The following is a 17,332-nucleotide window of genomic DNA, read 5'->3' on the forward strand; positions in this document are numbered from 1 at the left end:
TCCTCGCGGGAGAGGGTTGGGGTGAGGGGGCTCGAGCAATGTGATCCAGCTGTTTTTAGCCCCTCACCCTATCCTCTCCCGGAGGGCGAGGGGATTTATGCTGCCGGATTCCGAGATTTTGGCATTTCCTATTGGGCACCACACACGGAGGCCGTATGGATACCCTAGACGATTTCACCACTCTGGAACAGGACGCCAGTATGTCCGAACCATTGCGCCGCGTGGCTTACGAGGCCGGGATGATGCTGGGTCTGGAAGCAACCCGCGACGAGCAGGCCTACCATCGCCGCCGCCTGACCCGCCATCAATACTGGCTGCAAGGTTATGGCACGCTAGCGGGCATGGCGGTGAGCATGGCGCCGGCCACGCATCCCAACAACTCCGACAATCTAACCGTGCGCTTGCTGGTTAGTCCCGGCATCGGCATCGACGGTCTGGGCCGCGAAGTGCTGATTCACGAACCTTACTGCATCAATCTCGGCGATTGGCTGGCGGCGCAAACCGAGAGCCATCTGCGCGAAGGATACAGCGACGCCGATAATCTGCTTTGGCTGAAAATCTGCGTGCGGCAAAAAGATTGTCCGGTGGCGATGCAGCCGGTGCTGGCGCGCAAGCTCAATCTCAGTACCGACGCCGTGCAACCCAGCCGTACCGCTGACAGCGTGCGTCTGGAATTGATTCCGGAATTGCCGCCGCCAGCGGCAGACGATGATTATCAACCTTGGGCTTGCCATCAGGGGCTGCCGGCGGCGATGCCGGCACTGTCGGCCGCCGAACAAGCCTTGTTGCAGCAAGTGCAAAACGATAACTCTCAGGCCGGTGCGCAACTGGCGCTGCATGCCCGTTTGCTGCACGCGCTGGATGGCAACGGCGTTAATCCCCAACAACTGCAAGACGAGTTGGAGGAGGGCGCCCGCTTGCTGCTGGCCAGGATCAGCATCAGCGTCGCCGACATCAACGCGATTTTGGTCAACCCGCAATTAATCTCGATCAACAACTTGGTGCGGCCGTTCCTGGCCACCGCCAGCCAATTGGCCTGGCTGGCGCGCCAGCCCTGATCATGGAGGGACTATGAGCGAAATTTTATTTCAACCTCTCGGTAATCCGATTGCCGCCGGGCTGGCGCTGGATCAGGTCGCCGACATCGATCCGCGCTTGACCCGCAGCCATTATTTCGACGGCCGCTTGCTGACCGCCGAAGACTTGACCCGCGATCAAATCTATCTGGATCAGCGCTTGCGCGAGCTGGGCCGGGTGCTGGGCAGCGGCATCGTCGGCGGTTTGGCCTTGAGCTTCGACCGCTTCACCGGTTTGCTGACTTTGGAACCGGGTTTGGCAATGACGCCGGCAGGCCGGGTTCTGGAGCTGGGTAGCCGGCTGATCGTTAATCTGCGCGACCGGGCCTTGATCAGCGGCTTGAATGAGGGCAATTTTTCCAATCTGAACCGGGGTTTGTACGCCGTCGTGCTGCGTTATGTCGATGTCGGCACCGACATTGCCGAAGTGTTTCCGAAGGATTTGAGCGCCAAGCGCGGCTTTCAATACGCGATGATCACCGAGTCGGTGCAGATGGGCCTGGTGCCTTTGCCGATTCCGCTGCCGCAACAAAGCCCTTTGCAAATTCGGGCACGTTTGATGAGAGAGTTGCTCGGCGATGATCAATTGCACGGCTTATTGCCGGAAGACGCGGTGGCACTGGGTTTGGTGGCGATTCAAGAAGGCGCGCCGCAATGGCTGGATGCGCAATTGTTGCGCCATCCCTTGCGCGCCAAGCCGGGCATAGACGCATTGCAAAGCGATTTGTCGCGGCAGTACGAGGCCTTATTAACCGACATACTAAGCAACCGTCGCAGCGGTGGCCTGACCGGCGATTTTCATGCCAGCGATTATTTTTCCTTGCTACCGCCGGTCGGCACTCTGCCCAAGGAAGCGGTCGATCCGGTCAACGGTCGGCAAGGTTATTTTCCGGAAAACTACCAGGTTGCTATCGCGCCTTTACGGCAATCGGACGTGGAACAGATTCGCGCCGAATCCCTGGCTTTGCCGCCTATTGATTTAAGCAACGGCGAGCCGGTGGACATCGTCGTACTGGTGCCTTTGTCCAATCTGGATTACGGCCATTATGCCGCGCAACTGGAGCGCAATTTCGATCCGAATAAACGCCTGCTGCCGCAACTGGATTTGCTGCGCCTCAAGCTATATCCGGTCAGGCCGGTGCATGCACTGGATACCGACCAGGCCGCTTGGCAAGCCATCTGGGACCGCTTCGGCAGCAACGCGCCGTTGTACGTGCGCCGCCCCAGCAGAGCCGCCGAAACTTCGATTAGCGGCATCGTGTTAGCGCTTGGTACTGCCTTACCGATGCCGCCCGAAGTGGTGGGTGGTCCGGCCGATGGTGGCGGTTTGATCGACGACGAGGACAACGTGTTCTTGAAACGGGTGAATTACCCGATGCTGGCCGAACTGCGCCCCCCCAGCGACGACGCCGGCCGTGCGGCCTTAGCGGCGTTGGTGGCGTCCTTCAATGAATCAACATTGGTCGCCGCCAGCCAACGCATCTTGCTGTTGGTGGAACGCCAATACGACGCGGTAATCTGGCAAACCCTGCAACAACTGGCCGCGGCTAACAATCTCGAAGCATTTGTGGCAGGAGTGCGGGCCAAGCCAGCCAACCAAACCACCGGCGCCTGGGTTGGCGAAAGCGGTGCAGGATTAGGTTTGGATAATGCGTTGATCGGTCAATGGAACGCGCTGTTGGGGTGAGGAGATGAAATTTTGGGAGCGGGTTTGGGAAATGCCGGTTTTGTACGGTAGGCACGATTAAGTGCCGTCGCGGAACCCGCAGCCTGCGTGGGGTTTGGAGAATGGTTTAATCGGGCAATGGGCTGCGTTGGTGCCGTGATGGGGATTAAGAAAGATTTAGTTGCTTTGCAATGCTTTCAGAGGATGGGGAAATTGGCGGTTTTATATCCCCTCACCCTAGCCCTCTCCCGGAGGGAGAGGGGATTGTTTCGACTTTTTATGAGTACTCAATAGCTTCGAGTTGGAGACGAGTTTTATCCCGTATGCCGCGCCGAGCACCGGAGCTTTTGAACGGATCAGCCCGAAGGGGCGATGCATGGATGCATCGCGTTGACGAAGGGGCAGGAGCCCCTTTCGGCAACCCCGTTCAAAAGCGAGGAGCACAGGGGATAAGCGGCATTCGGGTGTCTTTTCTTTTGGATACTTTTCTTTGGACAAGCAAAGAAAAGTATCTCGGCTGTCGGTCCGAGAACCGACATCAACAACATCCGTCGCGATAGCGACACAATAAAAGGTGTTCCAAGTCGGGGAAGGTTTATGCAAACAAAATTTCCCCAACAGATATGGAAAGAAGAGTAAGGAGTAGCCATCATGTTCATGATCCTGCTGCATAACCCCATCGCCAGCTCCCGCAGCTTGCAGCGGGTGCACATGTTCCCCGGCCGGCATCTGGGCGAGGAAGAGTTCGACCGCGAACAGGCCTATGCCGACGCGCGGCTGGCTACCGTGTTGCAGGGCAGAACAGCCGGCATCGTCCATGGCCTGGATTTACAATTGGGGCCGAACGGCATAGCTGAACCAGGCTTTAGCGTCAGCGCCGGCTTAGCTCTGGCGGCCAATGGCCAGGCACTGGGTCTTTACTATCCGCTACGTGCCGAGTGGCAGGATTTGATCGACGCCTACCTAATCCGCAACCAGGTCACCAGCGCGGTCGGTGTTTATTATCTGATGCTGACCCGCGGCGACCGGGAAATCGACGGGCCGGGCGTCGATCCGTGTCAGCGCACCGAGTTGGACCCGACCCGTGACACCCAACGGGTATTGGCCGGCAGTCTGGCCTTGCAACGTATCAATATCAGCGACGCCGCCGTCAATACTTGGCCCCGCGAACGCATTGAAAACTGGGTAGCCGCCGACCGGGTCGATGCCGGCTTCATGGCCAAGTTGGGCCATGCCGTGCCGCTGGCCTTGCTGGCGGTGGTGAGCAATGAGGATGCCAGCTACCGCATCGCCTGGCTGTCCCAAGAAGCGGGGCGCTACGAAGCCGTGCCGAACAGCGGTTACCGTGTGCTACTCAATCAAAGCGGCGCGGCGATGCGGCGAGTCATGCAGGCCGCTGGTTTGCCGGCTAATGCCGGGATTCCGTTGCCGCAGTTCCTGCACGACAATCTGCATCTGGATTTTCTGCCGGCCGCCGGCCAATTGCCGCTGGACTGGCTGCAAAATCCGGCCGCGCCGGCACCGAATCTGTTGTGGCTGCCGACGCATCTGGGCATAGACATGGTGCCGGTCCCGGAAGAAGCGGTGATCGAGCTGTTGAACGGCCATATCGCGCGCCGAGTCATTGATTTGCGTCAACCGGCCGGCGACAAGATTAGACTGTTGCTCGCAGTGAACGAGCCTGATTACCGGCCCAATCTATTGGATATTCCGCAAACCGACAGCGTGCTGGAAAGCGATATTTTCCGGTTTTACATGCGCGCTTACGAAGCCTGGCGCAAATGGCGCCAACAATTCGATGCCTTGTATTTCGTTGAGCCGTCCAACACGCAGCCTCTGGCTGGCGGCATAGGCGTGATAGAGCATGCGGTGCTCGATCCGGCGCAATTCAAAAATCTGGATTTGCCCAAACCGGAAACGCCGCCGGCCTTGCCTCTGACGATTTTCGAGAAAGTCATCGCCCGCGCCAACAACGAACAACAAGACCCGCAAAATCCCGGTACGCCCTATCCCTATAGCAAAGGTGTGCCGGCCTTACCCAATTTCTATAGTAACTGGCTGGGCGCAGACGGCAATCCGCCGCCGATAGCCTTGCCCAGCGACGATGGCTTGGTGGTGCAGTACGCGGTGGCCTTGGTGGAACTGGAAGCTATTGAAAACCAGATTCGCGCCATCCGCAGCCGGGTCGAGAAAACCCGCGACTTTTTATTGTTACAGCGCCAGCAACTGGATTCGCAAACCGTGGCCTTGGCTGCGCTGGCCGGCGGCGTGGCCGGCGACGGCACCGGGTTACAGGTCGCGCGCTGGTTGCCTTACGCCAATCTGAATGCCACCGATATTCCCAATAACGTCGACAAAGCGGTCAGCACGGAGAGCGTGGTCAGCAATGCGCCGAAAGCCGTGTTTGCCACGGCGTCCGCCGGCTTATTCAATAGCGCGATCAGTCAGATGGCTGCGCCGAAAATCAGCGCCAGCAGTGCCTTGAGCAACAACTTATTGAGTAACGCGCTGGCCTCCACATCATCGGTGTCCAAGTCGGCGTTTTTATTGACCAGCAAGCCGCAAACCTATTCGGCGTTTGAATTGGGCATCAACAAAAACCGCCTGGATATGTTGTCGCGGATTACCAAGGAAGCGGTCAGCAAGCCGGCTTTCGAAGCCAAGGAATACCGGTTTGGGGTGATCGATCATATCAGCCCCGAAATCAACGAATATGCCAAAGCTTATTACGGGATGAAGGAATTGCTGGCCACGCTGACCGATTTATTCGACCCCACCGACGCCGCTACCTTGCGCAAGCAGATGGAAAGAATCGGCGTGGTGGAAGACGATCAGGCCGGCGCCAATGCCACCAATCCTTTTGAGCGCAGCGGCAAACTGGAGTCGCCGGCGGTGTTGGACAACCTGGCCGACAAAAACGCCCCGAACAATCCGCAGCGCTCCAGCCTGTTAAAAACCCAATATCGCTACCATGCCTTGTTCAAAGCCGGGCGGATTTTGACGCAATGGATCGCGATTTTCGAGGCGCGTTACAACAATATCGAACGCAAACTGCAAGGCAAGTTACGCGAACAAGCCAACAAGCTGGCGCAGATCGACAAACTGGCCGGTTTGATCCGGGTGGCGCGGGAAGCCCTGGAAGGCATGGACAGATTCCGCGTCGAACAACTCGGCGACTACGGCGTCGCGCAGCGCTTGCTGGACGAAGATTGGCGGCAGGTCTGGGCTTTGAATAACGAACGCACCCGAATTTTGACCAAGGCCTTGCGCGGTTTGTATTACGTCAGAGTGCGCGGTACGCCGGTCAGCGCTGCCTTGGCCGATCCGCTGGCTTTGCGATATGGCAGCCGCAATGACATCGTCCCCGGCTGCGATTGGGAAGAAGAGGTGGATTTGCCGGCGGCGCTGGACCCGTTTTTTGCGGCAATCTGCGAGATACCGATGGACGACTGGGCCGGCTTAAAACCGTTGCGGCCCAAGCTGCCGCCGTTTCAGCAATTCGATTATCTGGGACAACAGCGCCAGGCCCGCTTCAAAGCTAGACCCGCCAGCCTGTTGACGCCGGCCAATACTGATACCTTGCAGGCCCGCCTGCAAACCGTGCATCTGCAAACCCAGATTGTCATGCAGCAGTGGGCCGGTTTCAGCTTGCCGGCTTTTACCGCCAGCAGTTTGCAAACCCAGGCCGCGGCCGCCAAAGTGTTGGCCTTGGCAGACCTGGCCGGCGCTGCCGGACCGCTGCGCAAACCAGCCCACGAATTGCGCGAGCAGTTGGAGCACTGCCAGTTTTGTTTGCTGGAAAAACTCAATCTGTTGCCGCCGTCCTTACGTTTGCAGTGGGGACAACTGGCCGAAGACGACCAGATTCGCGTCGAAGACGTGTCCTGGTGGCCGGGCATGGATAGAGCGGAAGCCGACGATTTCAACGCTGCCCGTACCGTATCGGAATTAATCGCCTGGTGGTTCCGGCAATTGGACCGCGATGCCTCCGCCGCCAGCCGCAGCGCGATGCGCAATATGATACGGGCCGTGCTGATTCATGCTTCCTTGGGCGATCCGCAGGAAATCATTCGCGGGAATGTGCATGTGCCGCCGCGCTTGGCAGCGATAGGTGAACGCTTGCAGGTCAAGTTGAACCGGCCGCCGTTGCCGGGCACCCGGCTGCAATTGCTGGATACCGAGCAGCGCGTCGTGGCGGTGCTGGCGGTGGAAGATCACAGTCCGCAAAGCACCCAGGTCACCATCGTCGATATGCTGCAAAGTGGCGTGAAGATCAACACCCGCTTTAGCGTCGTGGCGAACAAGCTGACGCAGCAGCGCTTGTAAATTGCGGTTATGACCAAGCTGGCCGCCGACACCGTTGCGATACACCGTCTGACCGTCCGGGCCCGACAACAGCGGACGGCGGACGGCATGCGCGACAGTTTGCAAAGTGCGGATTGGCCGCAAGCCGGGCAGGACAACTGGGTGTTTATTCGCCGCCTGCAAGTCAGCGGTGCGGCGCGGCAACTGCCTCTGCATTTGCTCGAGCAAACCCGGCAGTACTTAACACAAAGCAACAATCCCGAACAGGTGATGCGCTTTGCCAGCCTGGCCGAGCTGTTGGCGGCTTTGCTGACGGATCTGCTGCGCGGCCGCGCCGGCTTATATTGGTATTGGCGACGCTGGGCGCATTGGTTTGATTTGCCGGTGTCGCGGGCTATATCCGGGATAGTGTCCGAACATCTGACTTTACTGCCGGCGGTTTGTGCCCGATTGGCGCAACGAGAAAAATTAGCCGCCGTCTGCTTGAGTCTGACAGACAGCGATGCTTGGCAATTGGCGGTTGAACTGGCCGGAATGAGTGGTTTTCGCTTGCCGTCTGTTTTGGAAATCGCCGAACTGCATGGTTCTGAAATCGATAACGCAGACAAGCGATCCTCCTCCGATGACCAGACGTGGGCTGAGCAACTGACGCTACGGCCCGGATTGCTGGCGCTTTGGCGACCGCTATTGCAAGAGCTGGATGCTGCCGACGGCCGCTATCAATTGGCTTTATTACTGATCGGCCAAGACCTGGCACCGTTGTTGTTGCAACAACAGCCGGCTAGGCTGCTGGCTGTTCTATCCTCCCGTTTTGCGGATATGCTGAACGCCAAAAAAGCACAGACGATTGGTGAGCCCAAGTCCAAGCCCAAGCCGGTAAGCGCGAAGGAACAGATCCATCGCCGGCAAGTAAAACCCCCTTTGCAAGCGCAGCCGCTTAACCAAGCCCATCAAGCCCGAGCGCAAACAGACGGCGAGGCCAATCCGAAACTGGATGCCGATACCGAGCGGCAGATACCGGCGGCATTACCGCACAAGCCCCTTGCCGAGCATGATGGCAAAGATGTCCGGCAAACGCCGATGGCTGCAAACCTAGCATTGGCCGACTATTCTCGTCCTGCCAAGGCGCTTGCCCAGGACTCTTTTCCAGAGCCGGCCAGCACAGGCCTGGAATTTGCCGGCTTCCATACCCGGCAAGGCGGCTTGCTGTATTTATTGAATATGCTCAACCGGCCGGAAATGCGCTGCTTGATGCTGGAACATGCCGAAACATTGCCTAGCGGCTGGGGCTGGTTGTACCGGCTTGGGCAAGAATTGCAATTGCACGAGGACGACGCGCTGGTCGATTTCATCGCGCGGCAATTGGGCTTGGAAGATAGCGCCGAACTGGGCCGATTGCCGCCGTTGCCGGAGCGCGAGCAGGTTTTGAGTCTGGCGCAGCGTTGGTACGGCAAGACCGGGGTTTGGCAGCCTGAGTTGTTGGCGCTCACCGGGCAAATTCACTATAGCCCCAGCCATATCGATTTGTACGTGCCGATGTCGGCGATCCGATTGCCCGTGCGCCTGGCCGGGCTGGACATCAATCCGGGCTGGCTGCCGTGGCTGGGCCGAGTCGTGGGTTTTCATTATGACTAAGCCGCCGCAGCCCTTGGCCGAATCGCTAAATCTACAAGCGCCTAACCGGCAGCAACCGCTGGCGGCCTTGGTGCGGGTCGGTTTGGCAGAATTCTGGGAACGGATGATGCCGGGCGACAGCGAATTATCCGAGCAATTGCGGCAACAAGCCGCCCGGCAGTTAAACCTGGAAGTTCTGCCGAGTTGGATACAAATGCGCGAACTCGCGGCCGCCCAGTTACAAGCCTTGCCCGGACCGTTTGGATATTGGTTGCGCGAACAACATATCGACTTGCCGCAAGCCTTTTTGTTGGCCGTAGTTGGCAGCGCCGAGACCGATTATCTGGTGACCTTGACGCTGAGCGAGTTGCAAGCACCCAATCCCGGCAACCGCCTCGCGGTGCATCTGGCGCTAACGATGCTGGACGAATTATTCGGTGCCGGCACACTGGATGCGCTGGATTTGCATGCTACGCCGTTGGTGCAGCAGCAAGTGTTATTGCTGGAGGGAAGTGGGCCGCTGTCGCTCAGGCCATTGCGCATCGAGCCGGCCTTGTGGTCGGTATTGTGCGGCCGGCCGGCGATTTGGCCGGGATGCCGAGTGATTGCGATTACGGACCGGGAATTGCTGCCGCAACGTATCCGCAAGCAATTACCGCATTTGGCGACCTTATTGGCGAAAGGCGAAGTTCGCGGCTTGGCAATACGCGGCAACAGCGGCTGCGGCCGACGGGCTTTGGCCGCCGAACTGGCGGGTTTGTTGGGATTAACGGCCATCGAAGTGCCGAGCGATTTGTGGCAACAGCAGCCGGCCTTGCCGCTGGCCTGCCAACTGGCCGGCTGGCTGCCGGTTATCAAGGCGCAGGTCTCGGCCGGCGAAAGCTGGCAGTTGCCGGCAATACAACCCAATATTGCCCACGTAATTGTGTTGGGTATGACCGATGCGGTATCCGGCCAGGATTTGCTGGAATTGGAAATGGGAGTGCCCGACGAAGCCGAGCGCCGCCAGCTTTGGGCGCGTTATCTCGCCGATCCGGAATTGGCCCGCCGTGCCGCCAGCGCCTTGCTGAGCGGTCCGGTGATCCAGAAAGTGGCGCGCAATGCGGTGCTGCGCGCAGAACAAAGCCGCAGCGTATTGAATGCCGAACATATTGCCCAAGCCCGTTGTGACTTGGGAGCGGAACGCCTACGATTATTGGCCGAGCCGGTGAGGCGGCGGGTCGAGCGCGAGGCAGTGGTGTTTCCACCCTTGGTCGAACAATACCTGCACGATTTCATCGCCCGCGCCCACAGCCGCGAATCGTTGTGGGAAGCCTTGGGCGTGACCTTGCAGGCCTCGCGCAATGCCGGCCTGCGGGCCTTGTTTGTCGGCGACAGCGGCACCGGCAAAACCCTGGCGGCCAGTTATGTCGCGACCGCGCTGGGCGCGCCGCTGTATCGCGTGGATCTGGCGGCGATCATGAACAAATATGTCGGCGAATCCGAGAAAAATCTGGGCCTTTTGCTGGATTTGGCTGCCGCTGCCGATGCCATCCTACTGTTCGACGAGGCCGACTCCTTATTCGGTCGCCGCACCGAGGCCCAGCAAAGTGGCGAGCGTTACGCCAATATGCTCACCAACTTTTTATTGACCCGCATCGAAAACCACCCCGGCATCACGATTCTGACCACCAACAGCCGCGAGCGCATCGACAACGCCTTTACTCGCCGGCTGGATGCGATTGTGGATTTTCCAATGCCGGGGTTTCAGGAGCGTCTGGATTTATGGCGCAGTCATTTCGGCCAACGCAGCCCAAGCGACGATTTGTGCAAGACCTTGGCCAGCTATTGCGACATCAGCGGCGGCCAGATCAGGAATGTGGTGTTGACCGCTGCCGGTTGCAGTCCGGCGGATCAGTCTATCGGCATTGAGACCCTATTGTCGGCTTTACAGCGCGAATATCAAAAACTTGGCCGCAATCCGCCGGCGCAGTTAAAACAGTTAAGGAGTTAGCTTATGGCAACCCTGGCGTCCAAACTCCGTAAAAAATCGCCGCAGCGCAAAACCAGCGCGCCGCCCAAACCCAATGAAGAGAAAAAGCAGCGCAAGCCGGCGTATCTGCAACGCAAGATGTCGGTCAGCCAGCCGCATGACCCTGAAGAAAAGGAAGCCGACCAAGTAGCTCAGGAAGTCAGCCGCGCCAAAAAAACCGCCAAACAGCCGGGGGTGAAGGAAGATAAGGAGATGATTTCCAGCAAGCCGGTGCCGAGTGCTCAGCGCTTGCTGCGGCGGCTGAACCGGGCTGTGGCGGATGCAGCCAAGCCGGAAGAGGAGCAAAGACCGGTGCGCCGGGCGAAAAAGCCGGATGAGGAAAAGAAAAACCCAGCCGCGCAGCGCTCTGTGGAAACCGAAGATAAAAAAGAGGATCAACTCAAGCGGCTGAGCCGTAAAGCCAAGGAAGAAGAAACCCCCAAGGCTGCCCGGCTATTTCGCAAGGTCGCAGGACCGGAAAAAACAGACGAACAACCTACGCCCGCCGCGCGTTTGTTACGCAAATCCAAACCGGCGGACGAGGAGCAAACGGTCGCTCAAGCTCGCCTGCGCAGGGCTGCCTCCGAATCAGTGGAACAGCCTGAAGATACCGAATCAGCCGCGTCGGCAAACACAGTCGAGCAGTCGGTGGAGGCGCGAATCGAGGAAAGCCGGGGTAAGGGGGCGCCGTTGCCGGAAAGTATCCGGCGCGAGATGGAGCAACAGCTTGGTGCGGATTTTGCCGGGGTGACCATTCATAACGATGCCGAAGCGGCGGATTTGTGCAAGCAACTCAATGCCCGCGCCTTTACCGTTGGTAACGATGTGTACTTCGCGCCCGGCGAGTTTGCGCCGGAAGCCGATGCCGGGCGCGAACTGTTGGCGCACGAGTTGAGCCATGTGGTGCAACAAAGCGGCGGGGTGCAACGTGTGATGCGCGCGCCGCCGGCGGCTCCTGCCGCAACTCCGGCATCGGGTGGCGCGAAAAGTGCCGGCAAAGGCACGCTGAAGGGTGGGGAATTGCATGTGCCCCTGCTGACTTTGCCGCAAAAACCGGGCATGCAGGAAAAGTTCAGCGCCAAATACGGCGGCCTGACCAATTGGAAACTGCCACAAGCCGACGAGCGTACCAACCAGATCGACGACTGGAAAAAGCAGATCAAACCGTCGTCCGGCAGCTGGGATTTAAAACCCTATCTCGGCAGCGACAACACTTTGCCGGATACCAACGGTGCCAGCACGCAATATGCGTTGAAGCTGAAAGCCGGGGGGGGCGGCCAAGGCTATCTGATCGGCTCCGAAAGCGACATCCGAGAGCAGGCTATTCTGCCGTGGTGGAATAGCCAGGGCGCGCCGCACCTGTTCGATGTCGATCATATTCTGGAACTGCAATTGGGCGGCGATGCGGACAAGCTGGAAAACTTCCAATTACTGGATGCCAGCGCCAATCGCAGTTCGGGCAGCAAGATTAAAAATGCCATCGATAAGGCGATACGCGCGGCCATTCCTCCCGAAGTGGAAGGTGGTGGTGATTTGCCGGAAAACCTCTCCAAACCGCTGCCGGGGCGCGGCAAAGCCGCCCCTGGAGCCGCACCGGCACCGACTGCGAATGCTGCGGCGCCTGCGCCGGCCCCTGCCGCGGGAGGCGGCGCAGCACCGGCTACCGCAGCCAAAGATCCGGCGTCGGCAGCGCTGGATGCCATCAAAACCAGCTATCAGGACAAGCTGATTTTCGACGAAGTGAAATTCGAGGGCGCCGTTGGCGGCAATCCGGGCATCTGTTGGCAGGCGGACCGCGTCACCAAGATGGAGCACCTGAAGCCTCTGGAAAAAGCCACCAAATCCAATGCGCCCGATCTGTTTGCCAACGATAAATTGCGGCTGCTGCCGCGCCCCGGCGCCGGGGTGATGTTTGTTAGCGCCTTGAAGGGCGACCCCGGCAGCGAAACTTTCGACGCCGGTAGTTGGGGCGGCATGTCGGTGGTAGGTGGAACCTTCAACCGCACCGCCGGCAGCGGTACGGTGACGCTGACCATGCCCAAAACCAAAAAAGTCGATGCACAGAATACCACGCTGAATTTTGTCAGCAGCGGTGCGCCGACGCTATGCCATATTCCGCCCGGCCAGGTAGCCGAGGCTTATCGCAACGCCTTTAAAGCCAAGACTTTGAGTCCGATTGCGCTGAACAATGCCGATATGGATGCCAGCGCCAATATCGTCGGCGGCGGCGTCTTAACCATCGACGGCATTCCGCTGTTGGCTGGCACGACGGTTGATGTGGCGTTGGTGGGCGGCGATCTGGTTTTTTCAAAAACCTTTTCTACCGATGAATTCGATATGAAAGGGCCTATCCAATTGGATAGCAGTTCGCTGACGCTGAGTGCCGGCGCGGCCACGCCGATTGCCGCCGCCGGCTTGGTGGAGTTTCACATTGGCGAACTGGCTAAAGGCTCTTTGGAAGGCAGTGCCACCGCCGGCGGCTTTGCGATGGCCGGCCAGCTGGAATTTGATAAACAGCTGTTCACTGGTGCGGGGCGTATCGACTATGACAGCGCCAAAGGCATTAAAGCCTCCGGGACGCTGGGCCTGAAGCCGGGCGCATTGAAAGGCATCAAAAAAGCCAGTTTTACCCTAGCTTACGACGATGCCAAAAAAGCCATCGATTTTGCCGGCGATGCCGAGGTTTCCGTGCCCGGCTTTAAAGGCGCCAAACTGTCCGCGCATGCCGACGATACCGGCAATATCAGCCTGGGCGGCGAGGCGACGCTGTCCGACACCATTCCACGCATCAAGGGAGGCAAGCTGAACATTGCTGCTGATCGGAAGGGCGATGTCTGGTCTTTGGGCGGCGGTGGTGAGCTTGAGCCCGATTTGAGCGGATTGGACGCCAGCGCCAAAATCAAACTGGATTATAAAGATGGCTTATTGAATGGCAAACTCACGGCCAATTACAAACGCAGCATGCTGGCCGGCAATATCGATTTGAATGCCAAAGCCGTGGTCGGTGAAGGTGGCGGCGAGGCCGAGCCGATCAAGGTGTGGGGCAGCGGCACGGTCGATGTCACTGCCGCGCCTTGGTTAATAGCGACGGTTGGATTGACATTAGACGAGAAAGGCGAGATTACCGTGTCCGGCGAAATGGGTTTACCCAGTTCGTTGGAGATCTTTCCGCGCAAGGAAATCAACAAATCGCTGTTTGCCGTTGCCACGCAAGTGCCGATTGTGCCGGGTATCGTCGCGGAAGTGGGCGGCAATCTCAGTGCGACGGCAGGCATTGGCCCCGGTAGCCTGGATCAATTGAAAATCGGTTTGACCTACAATCCCGATCACGAGCAAGACACCAAAATTACCGGCGACGCGCATCTCAAAGTGCCGGCCGACGCCGGCTTACGCTTGGCGGTGCGGGCCGGTATCGGTCTGGGCATTACCGGCGCCAGCGCCACCGGCGGCCTGGAGATAGGCGGCAAACTGGGTATTGAGGGTGCGGCGGAGGCGGGGGTGCATGTGGATTGGACGCCGGCCACAGGCCTGGATTTGACTGCCAAGCTGGCGGTGTCCGCGCAACCCAGCTTTACCTTTGATATTTCCGGTTACGTAGCCGTGACTGCATTGGGCTTCAGCGTGTACGATCAGCGTTGGCAACTGGCTTCGTATCAATTTGGTTCGGATTACAAGTTTGGTATCAGCCTGCCGGTGCATTATCACGAAGGACAACCCTTCGATGTATCGCTGGATGACGTGCAGTTCGAGGTGCCGGACATTTCGCCGGGCGACATTTTGAGTGGTTTGATTGCCAGGATAGCCTGATGAATGCGCTTAACGATCTGCTCAGAGAAGGGGTAATCGCCCATCAGGCCGGCAATCTGGTCGAGGCGGCGCGTTTGTATCGGGCGGCGCTGGAATTGGACGCTGACAATGCCAGCGCGCATAACAATCTGGGTTTTGTGCTGGCTCAGCGACAAGAGTGGTCGGAGGCTTTAGTGCATTTGCGTACCGCGTTGCGGTTGAAGCCGAATATGGCGATGGCGCATTGCAATCTCGGTCAGGTGCTGGTGAATACCGGTCGTGCCGGCGAGGGCTTGGCACATCTGGAGCAGGCTACGGTATGCGATCCGGATAGCGTCACGGCTTGGGACAATCTGGCCCGCATCAGAGTCTTACTCGGCGACTTTCAGGGCGGCGAGTATGCGGCGATCCGAGCCTTGAAACTGCAACCCAACGCGCCGCAGCTGCATACTCGTCTGGGCATCGCCGTGGCCGCTCAGCAACGGCTGCCCGAGGCCTTGCAGCATTATCAGCAGGCTTTGGCACTGGACAACAGACATCAAGAAGCCTGGGCGCAACTGGGTATTACCTGTTTCCTGCGTAACGATCTGGGCAGCGCCCGCGACGCGTTGGAAACCGCGCTGGCCCTTAACCCGGAAGATAGCAATGCGTTGCGGCATCTGGCCTTGGTGAACCTGAGTCTGGGTAACCGTGATGTCGCCATCGCCCAGTTCGAGCATTTGCTGGAACATAATCCGGACGATGACGATTCGCGCCTTGATTTGGCGGTGGTTTTGTTGTCCGGTCAGCATACGCTCGCGGCGCTGGAGCAGCTGGAGGCTATAAGCGAGGCCGCGCGCGCGTCCAGCAAATATCAATTCTATTTAGGTCTGGCCTTACAGCAAAACGGCGAGCAGGAATCCGGCACGCAATTGCTGCGGCAACTGGCGGATTTGCCGGATGATGCCTACGGGGTTAAGGCGCGGAAGATGTTGTTGGTGAGTTGAGTTTATTGAGGTGGGAGGGGTTAGCCAATTTGGTTAAAAGAATTTTTTGAGGGGTGGGCAACGGCCAAAAGCCACCCACACCCTTTTTAAACCAATGGAAGGTTATGGTCCCCGAGTAGTCGCTCAACGACATAATCAGCCGGCGCGCTAGCTGTCGGCTGGATTTATTAGCTAACTTCTTTCATTGCTTGAGCTACCGGCTTGGATAGAATTTCAACCACAGACTTATGGTTGGAAATATCCGAATCCGATGAGGCATAGCCCGTAGACTGTGGGGAAAAAATGCAGATAGCTGCTTGAAGCAACACAGCATCCCTCACTCCTTCACTGCCGGAAGCTTCAACCAATGCTGAGTGAGTCATTAACGCATTTTGCCGATGCTTGTTAACGATTGCATTATGCTTGTGATTCAGGAAGTTCTTTGCTGAAAGGAATAGCATGTACGCTATCACAAAGAAAATTAGGAACTTACTTATGGACAACTGAACGGCATCGTATGTAGTTTCAGGCTTCAAGAACGGAATCTTATGAATAAACAGCGACAATGTTGCAAATAACCCGAGCCCAACCGAAAGCCATACGGAATACTTTTGCCACTTTTCCGCCTCGACCTTGTGGTGTTCATATTCAGCGTTGAAATGGGATGCTTGCTTAGTTACCCCCTCCTCGGCGGCCACCCTGCGTATTTCATTCAGGACGCCCTGCGCATCTTTTTCGTGCTGCGCCAGCGCTTCTGATATTTTGGATGCTTTGTCTTCAATTGACTGCAAGGTGGCTCTTGCATCTGCGTCAAGTCTTTGAAAATCAGCAGAGCGATGCAGCGAATATGCTATGTAGGGATGCAGCGCTTGAAACGCAGACGGATAGGCTGTTGAGATATTACTCAAGATTGCCGTCCGCATGCCTTTTGGATCTTGTTGTTCGGGGTCAAATTCGAGAGCTTGCGAAAAGAGCTGAAAGTGATTGTTAGCGTTATCACGAATTATTGTAAGAACACTATCTGGGAAGTCTTGTAACGCCGTAGATGAAAGCCGCTTATATAGATCAATAAGAAGTTGCGCTGGCTCAATGGCATCTTCAAAATTTAGACGACTACCTAGCTCGGACTCACGCACAAGCGTAGACACGTCAAACTTCTGAATTCGCTCAAGCGACTCCTTTGCCTCTCCATACAGTGCTTCTGTGCCAACGGCCATTTTTCATTCCCTCTAGAGCTTGAGTCCGCCCTATTTCAAAAAGTTAACAGGTTATTATCCAGGTCTGCATATCTTGTACATTAGGGCTATTGTTTACGTCAATCTTCTTATGAAATCCTTGAGGTTCTAAACGGCCTAACATTGTATTCAATACAGCTGCAATCTTATCGGTCCAGGCGGCCTGATTTAGATCTGAGGTGGTGGCGGTTTTAGCTGCGATGAACGGATTGGTTTGGGTAGGAATGCTAGTCGCAAAACCTCGAAATATTCGCATATGTTATAGCTATTGAGTCTAAGTTATTGCTACTCCCGCGCAGGCGGCAGTCCAGTAACAATCCTGGATTCGAGTCCAGCTTGATGCCTTAATTGTTGAAATTGCGCCAATAACCCCCCGCAAAATCAATATTCCCGCTTGAAAAAATCGGCCGGAAGGCCAGAATGAAACGCAGAGCGCTACTGCGGTGTTAACACTGCGCAAGCGGTCGATGACGAGTGGAACAAATGAGCGGCAACGCGTGTCCTGTCTGAGGATTGAACGTTAGGGGCAATTACCACGTAAAGAGCGGGTACGGAAAGATTCAAATTAGTGCATAGTGGCGTCGAATCCCTCGAGCAATCGTGGTTTCGTATTTTGTTCATAATTGGCTGAAATGATGGCAGATGTCTTGGTTAGTGCGGCCTCACGGTAAATT

Annotated in this window: 8 protein-coding genes; 7 read left to right on the plus strand and 1 reads right to left on the minus strand. The window is 57.4% G+C overall.

What is annotated here, in order from left to right:
* Window positions 1-155: 155 nt before the first annotated feature.
* From ACR02O_RS05570 to ACR02O_RS05600, 7 genes are all read left to right on the plus strand, one after another.
* The gene (locus ACR02O_RS05570) at window positions 156-1,058 is read left to right on the plus strand and encodes a hypothetical protein (protein WP_494522959.1); all 903 of its coding nucleotides are present in this window, start codon (window positions 156-158) and stop codon (window positions 1,056-1,058) included.
* Window positions 1,059-1,071: 13 nt separating this feature from the next.
* Window positions 1,072-2,763, plus strand: a complete 1,692-nt coding sequence (locus tag ACR02O_RS05575) for a hypothetical protein (protein WP_494522960.1) — start codon at window positions 1,072-1,074, stop codon at window positions 2,761-2,763.
* Between the two features lie 630 nt (window positions 2,764-3,393).
* Window positions 3,394-7,068: a hypothetical protein gene (locus ACR02O_RS05580; RefSeq protein WP_494522961.1), complete on the plus strand. Its 3,675-nt coding sequence runs from the start codon at window positions 3,394-3,396 to the stop codon at window positions 7,066-7,068.
* A gap of 9 nt (window positions 7,069-7,077) precedes the next feature.
* The gene (locus ACR02O_RS05585) at window positions 7,078-8,682 is read left to right on the plus strand and encodes a hypothetical protein (protein WP_494522962.1); all 1,605 of its coding nucleotides are present in this window, start codon (window positions 7,078-7,080) and stop codon (window positions 8,680-8,682) included.
* Complete coding sequence (locus tag ACR02O_RS05590) at window positions 8,675-10,654, plus strand: ATP-binding protein (protein ID WP_494522963.1); 1,980 nt, start codon at window positions 8,675-8,677, stop codon at window positions 10,652-10,654. The genes ACR02O_RS05585 and ACR02O_RS05590 overlap by 8 nt, the downstream gene beginning before the upstream one ends.
* A gap of 3 nt (window positions 10,655-10,657) precedes the next feature.
* Window positions 10,658-14,479, plus strand: a complete 3,822-nt coding sequence (locus tag ACR02O_RS05595) for an eCIS core domain-containing protein (protein WP_494522964.1) — start codon at window positions 10,658-10,660, stop codon at window positions 14,477-14,479.
* Window positions 14,479-15,444, plus strand: coding sequence for a tetratricopeptide repeat protein (locus ACR02O_RS05600; RefSeq protein WP_494522965.1), 966 nt, complete (start codon window positions 14,479-14,481; stop codon window positions 15,442-15,444). The genes ACR02O_RS05595 and ACR02O_RS05600 overlap by 1 nt, the downstream gene beginning before the upstream one ends.
* Window positions 15,445-15,611: 167 nt before the next feature.
* Here the strand turns inward: ACR02O_RS05600 and ACR02O_RS05605 are convergent, their stop codons facing one another.
* Window positions 15,612-16,640 (minus strand): hypothetical protein, encoded by a 1,029-nt coding sequence (locus ACR02O_RS05605; RefSeq protein WP_494522966.1) that lies wholly within the window; start codon window positions 16,638-16,640, stop codon window positions 15,612-15,614.
* Window positions 16,641-17,332 lie beyond the last annotated feature (692 nt).

This window comes from Methylomonas sp. PHL2-19, from assembly GCF_059331595.1.

Bases quoted from the DNA above. Each gene is read 5' to 3' on its own strand.
- ACR02O_RS05570 (WP_494522959.1), top strand. From the start codon at position 156: ATGGATACCCTAGACGATTTCACCACTCTGGAACAGGACGCCAGTATG.
- ACR02O_RS05575 (WP_494522960.1), top strand. From the start codon at position 1,072: ATGAGCGAAATTTTATTTCAACCTCTCGGTAATCCGATTGCCGCCGGG.
- ACR02O_RS05580 (WP_494522961.1), top strand. From the start codon at position 3,394: ATGTTCATGATCCTGCTGCATAACCCCATCGCCAGCTCCCGCAGCTTG.
- ACR02O_RS05585 (WP_494522962.1), top strand. From the start codon at position 7,078: ATGACCAAGCTGGCCGCCGACACCGTTGCGATACACCGTCTGACCGTC.
- ACR02O_RS05590 (WP_494522963.1), top strand. From the start codon at position 8,675: ATGACTAAGCCGCCGCAGCCCTTGGCCGAATCGCTAAATCTACAAGCG.
- ACR02O_RS05595 (WP_494522964.1), top strand. From the start codon at position 10,658: ATGGCAACCCTGGCGTCCAAACTCCGTAAAAAATCGCCGCAGCGCAAA.
- ACR02O_RS05600 (WP_494522965.1), top strand. From the start codon at position 14,479: ATGAATGCGCTTAACGATCTGCTCAGAGAAGGGGTAATCGCCCATCAG.
- ACR02O_RS05605 (WP_494522966.1), bottom strand. From the start codon at position 16,640: ATGGCCGTTGGCACAGAAGCACTGTATGGAGAGGCAAAGGAGTCGCTT.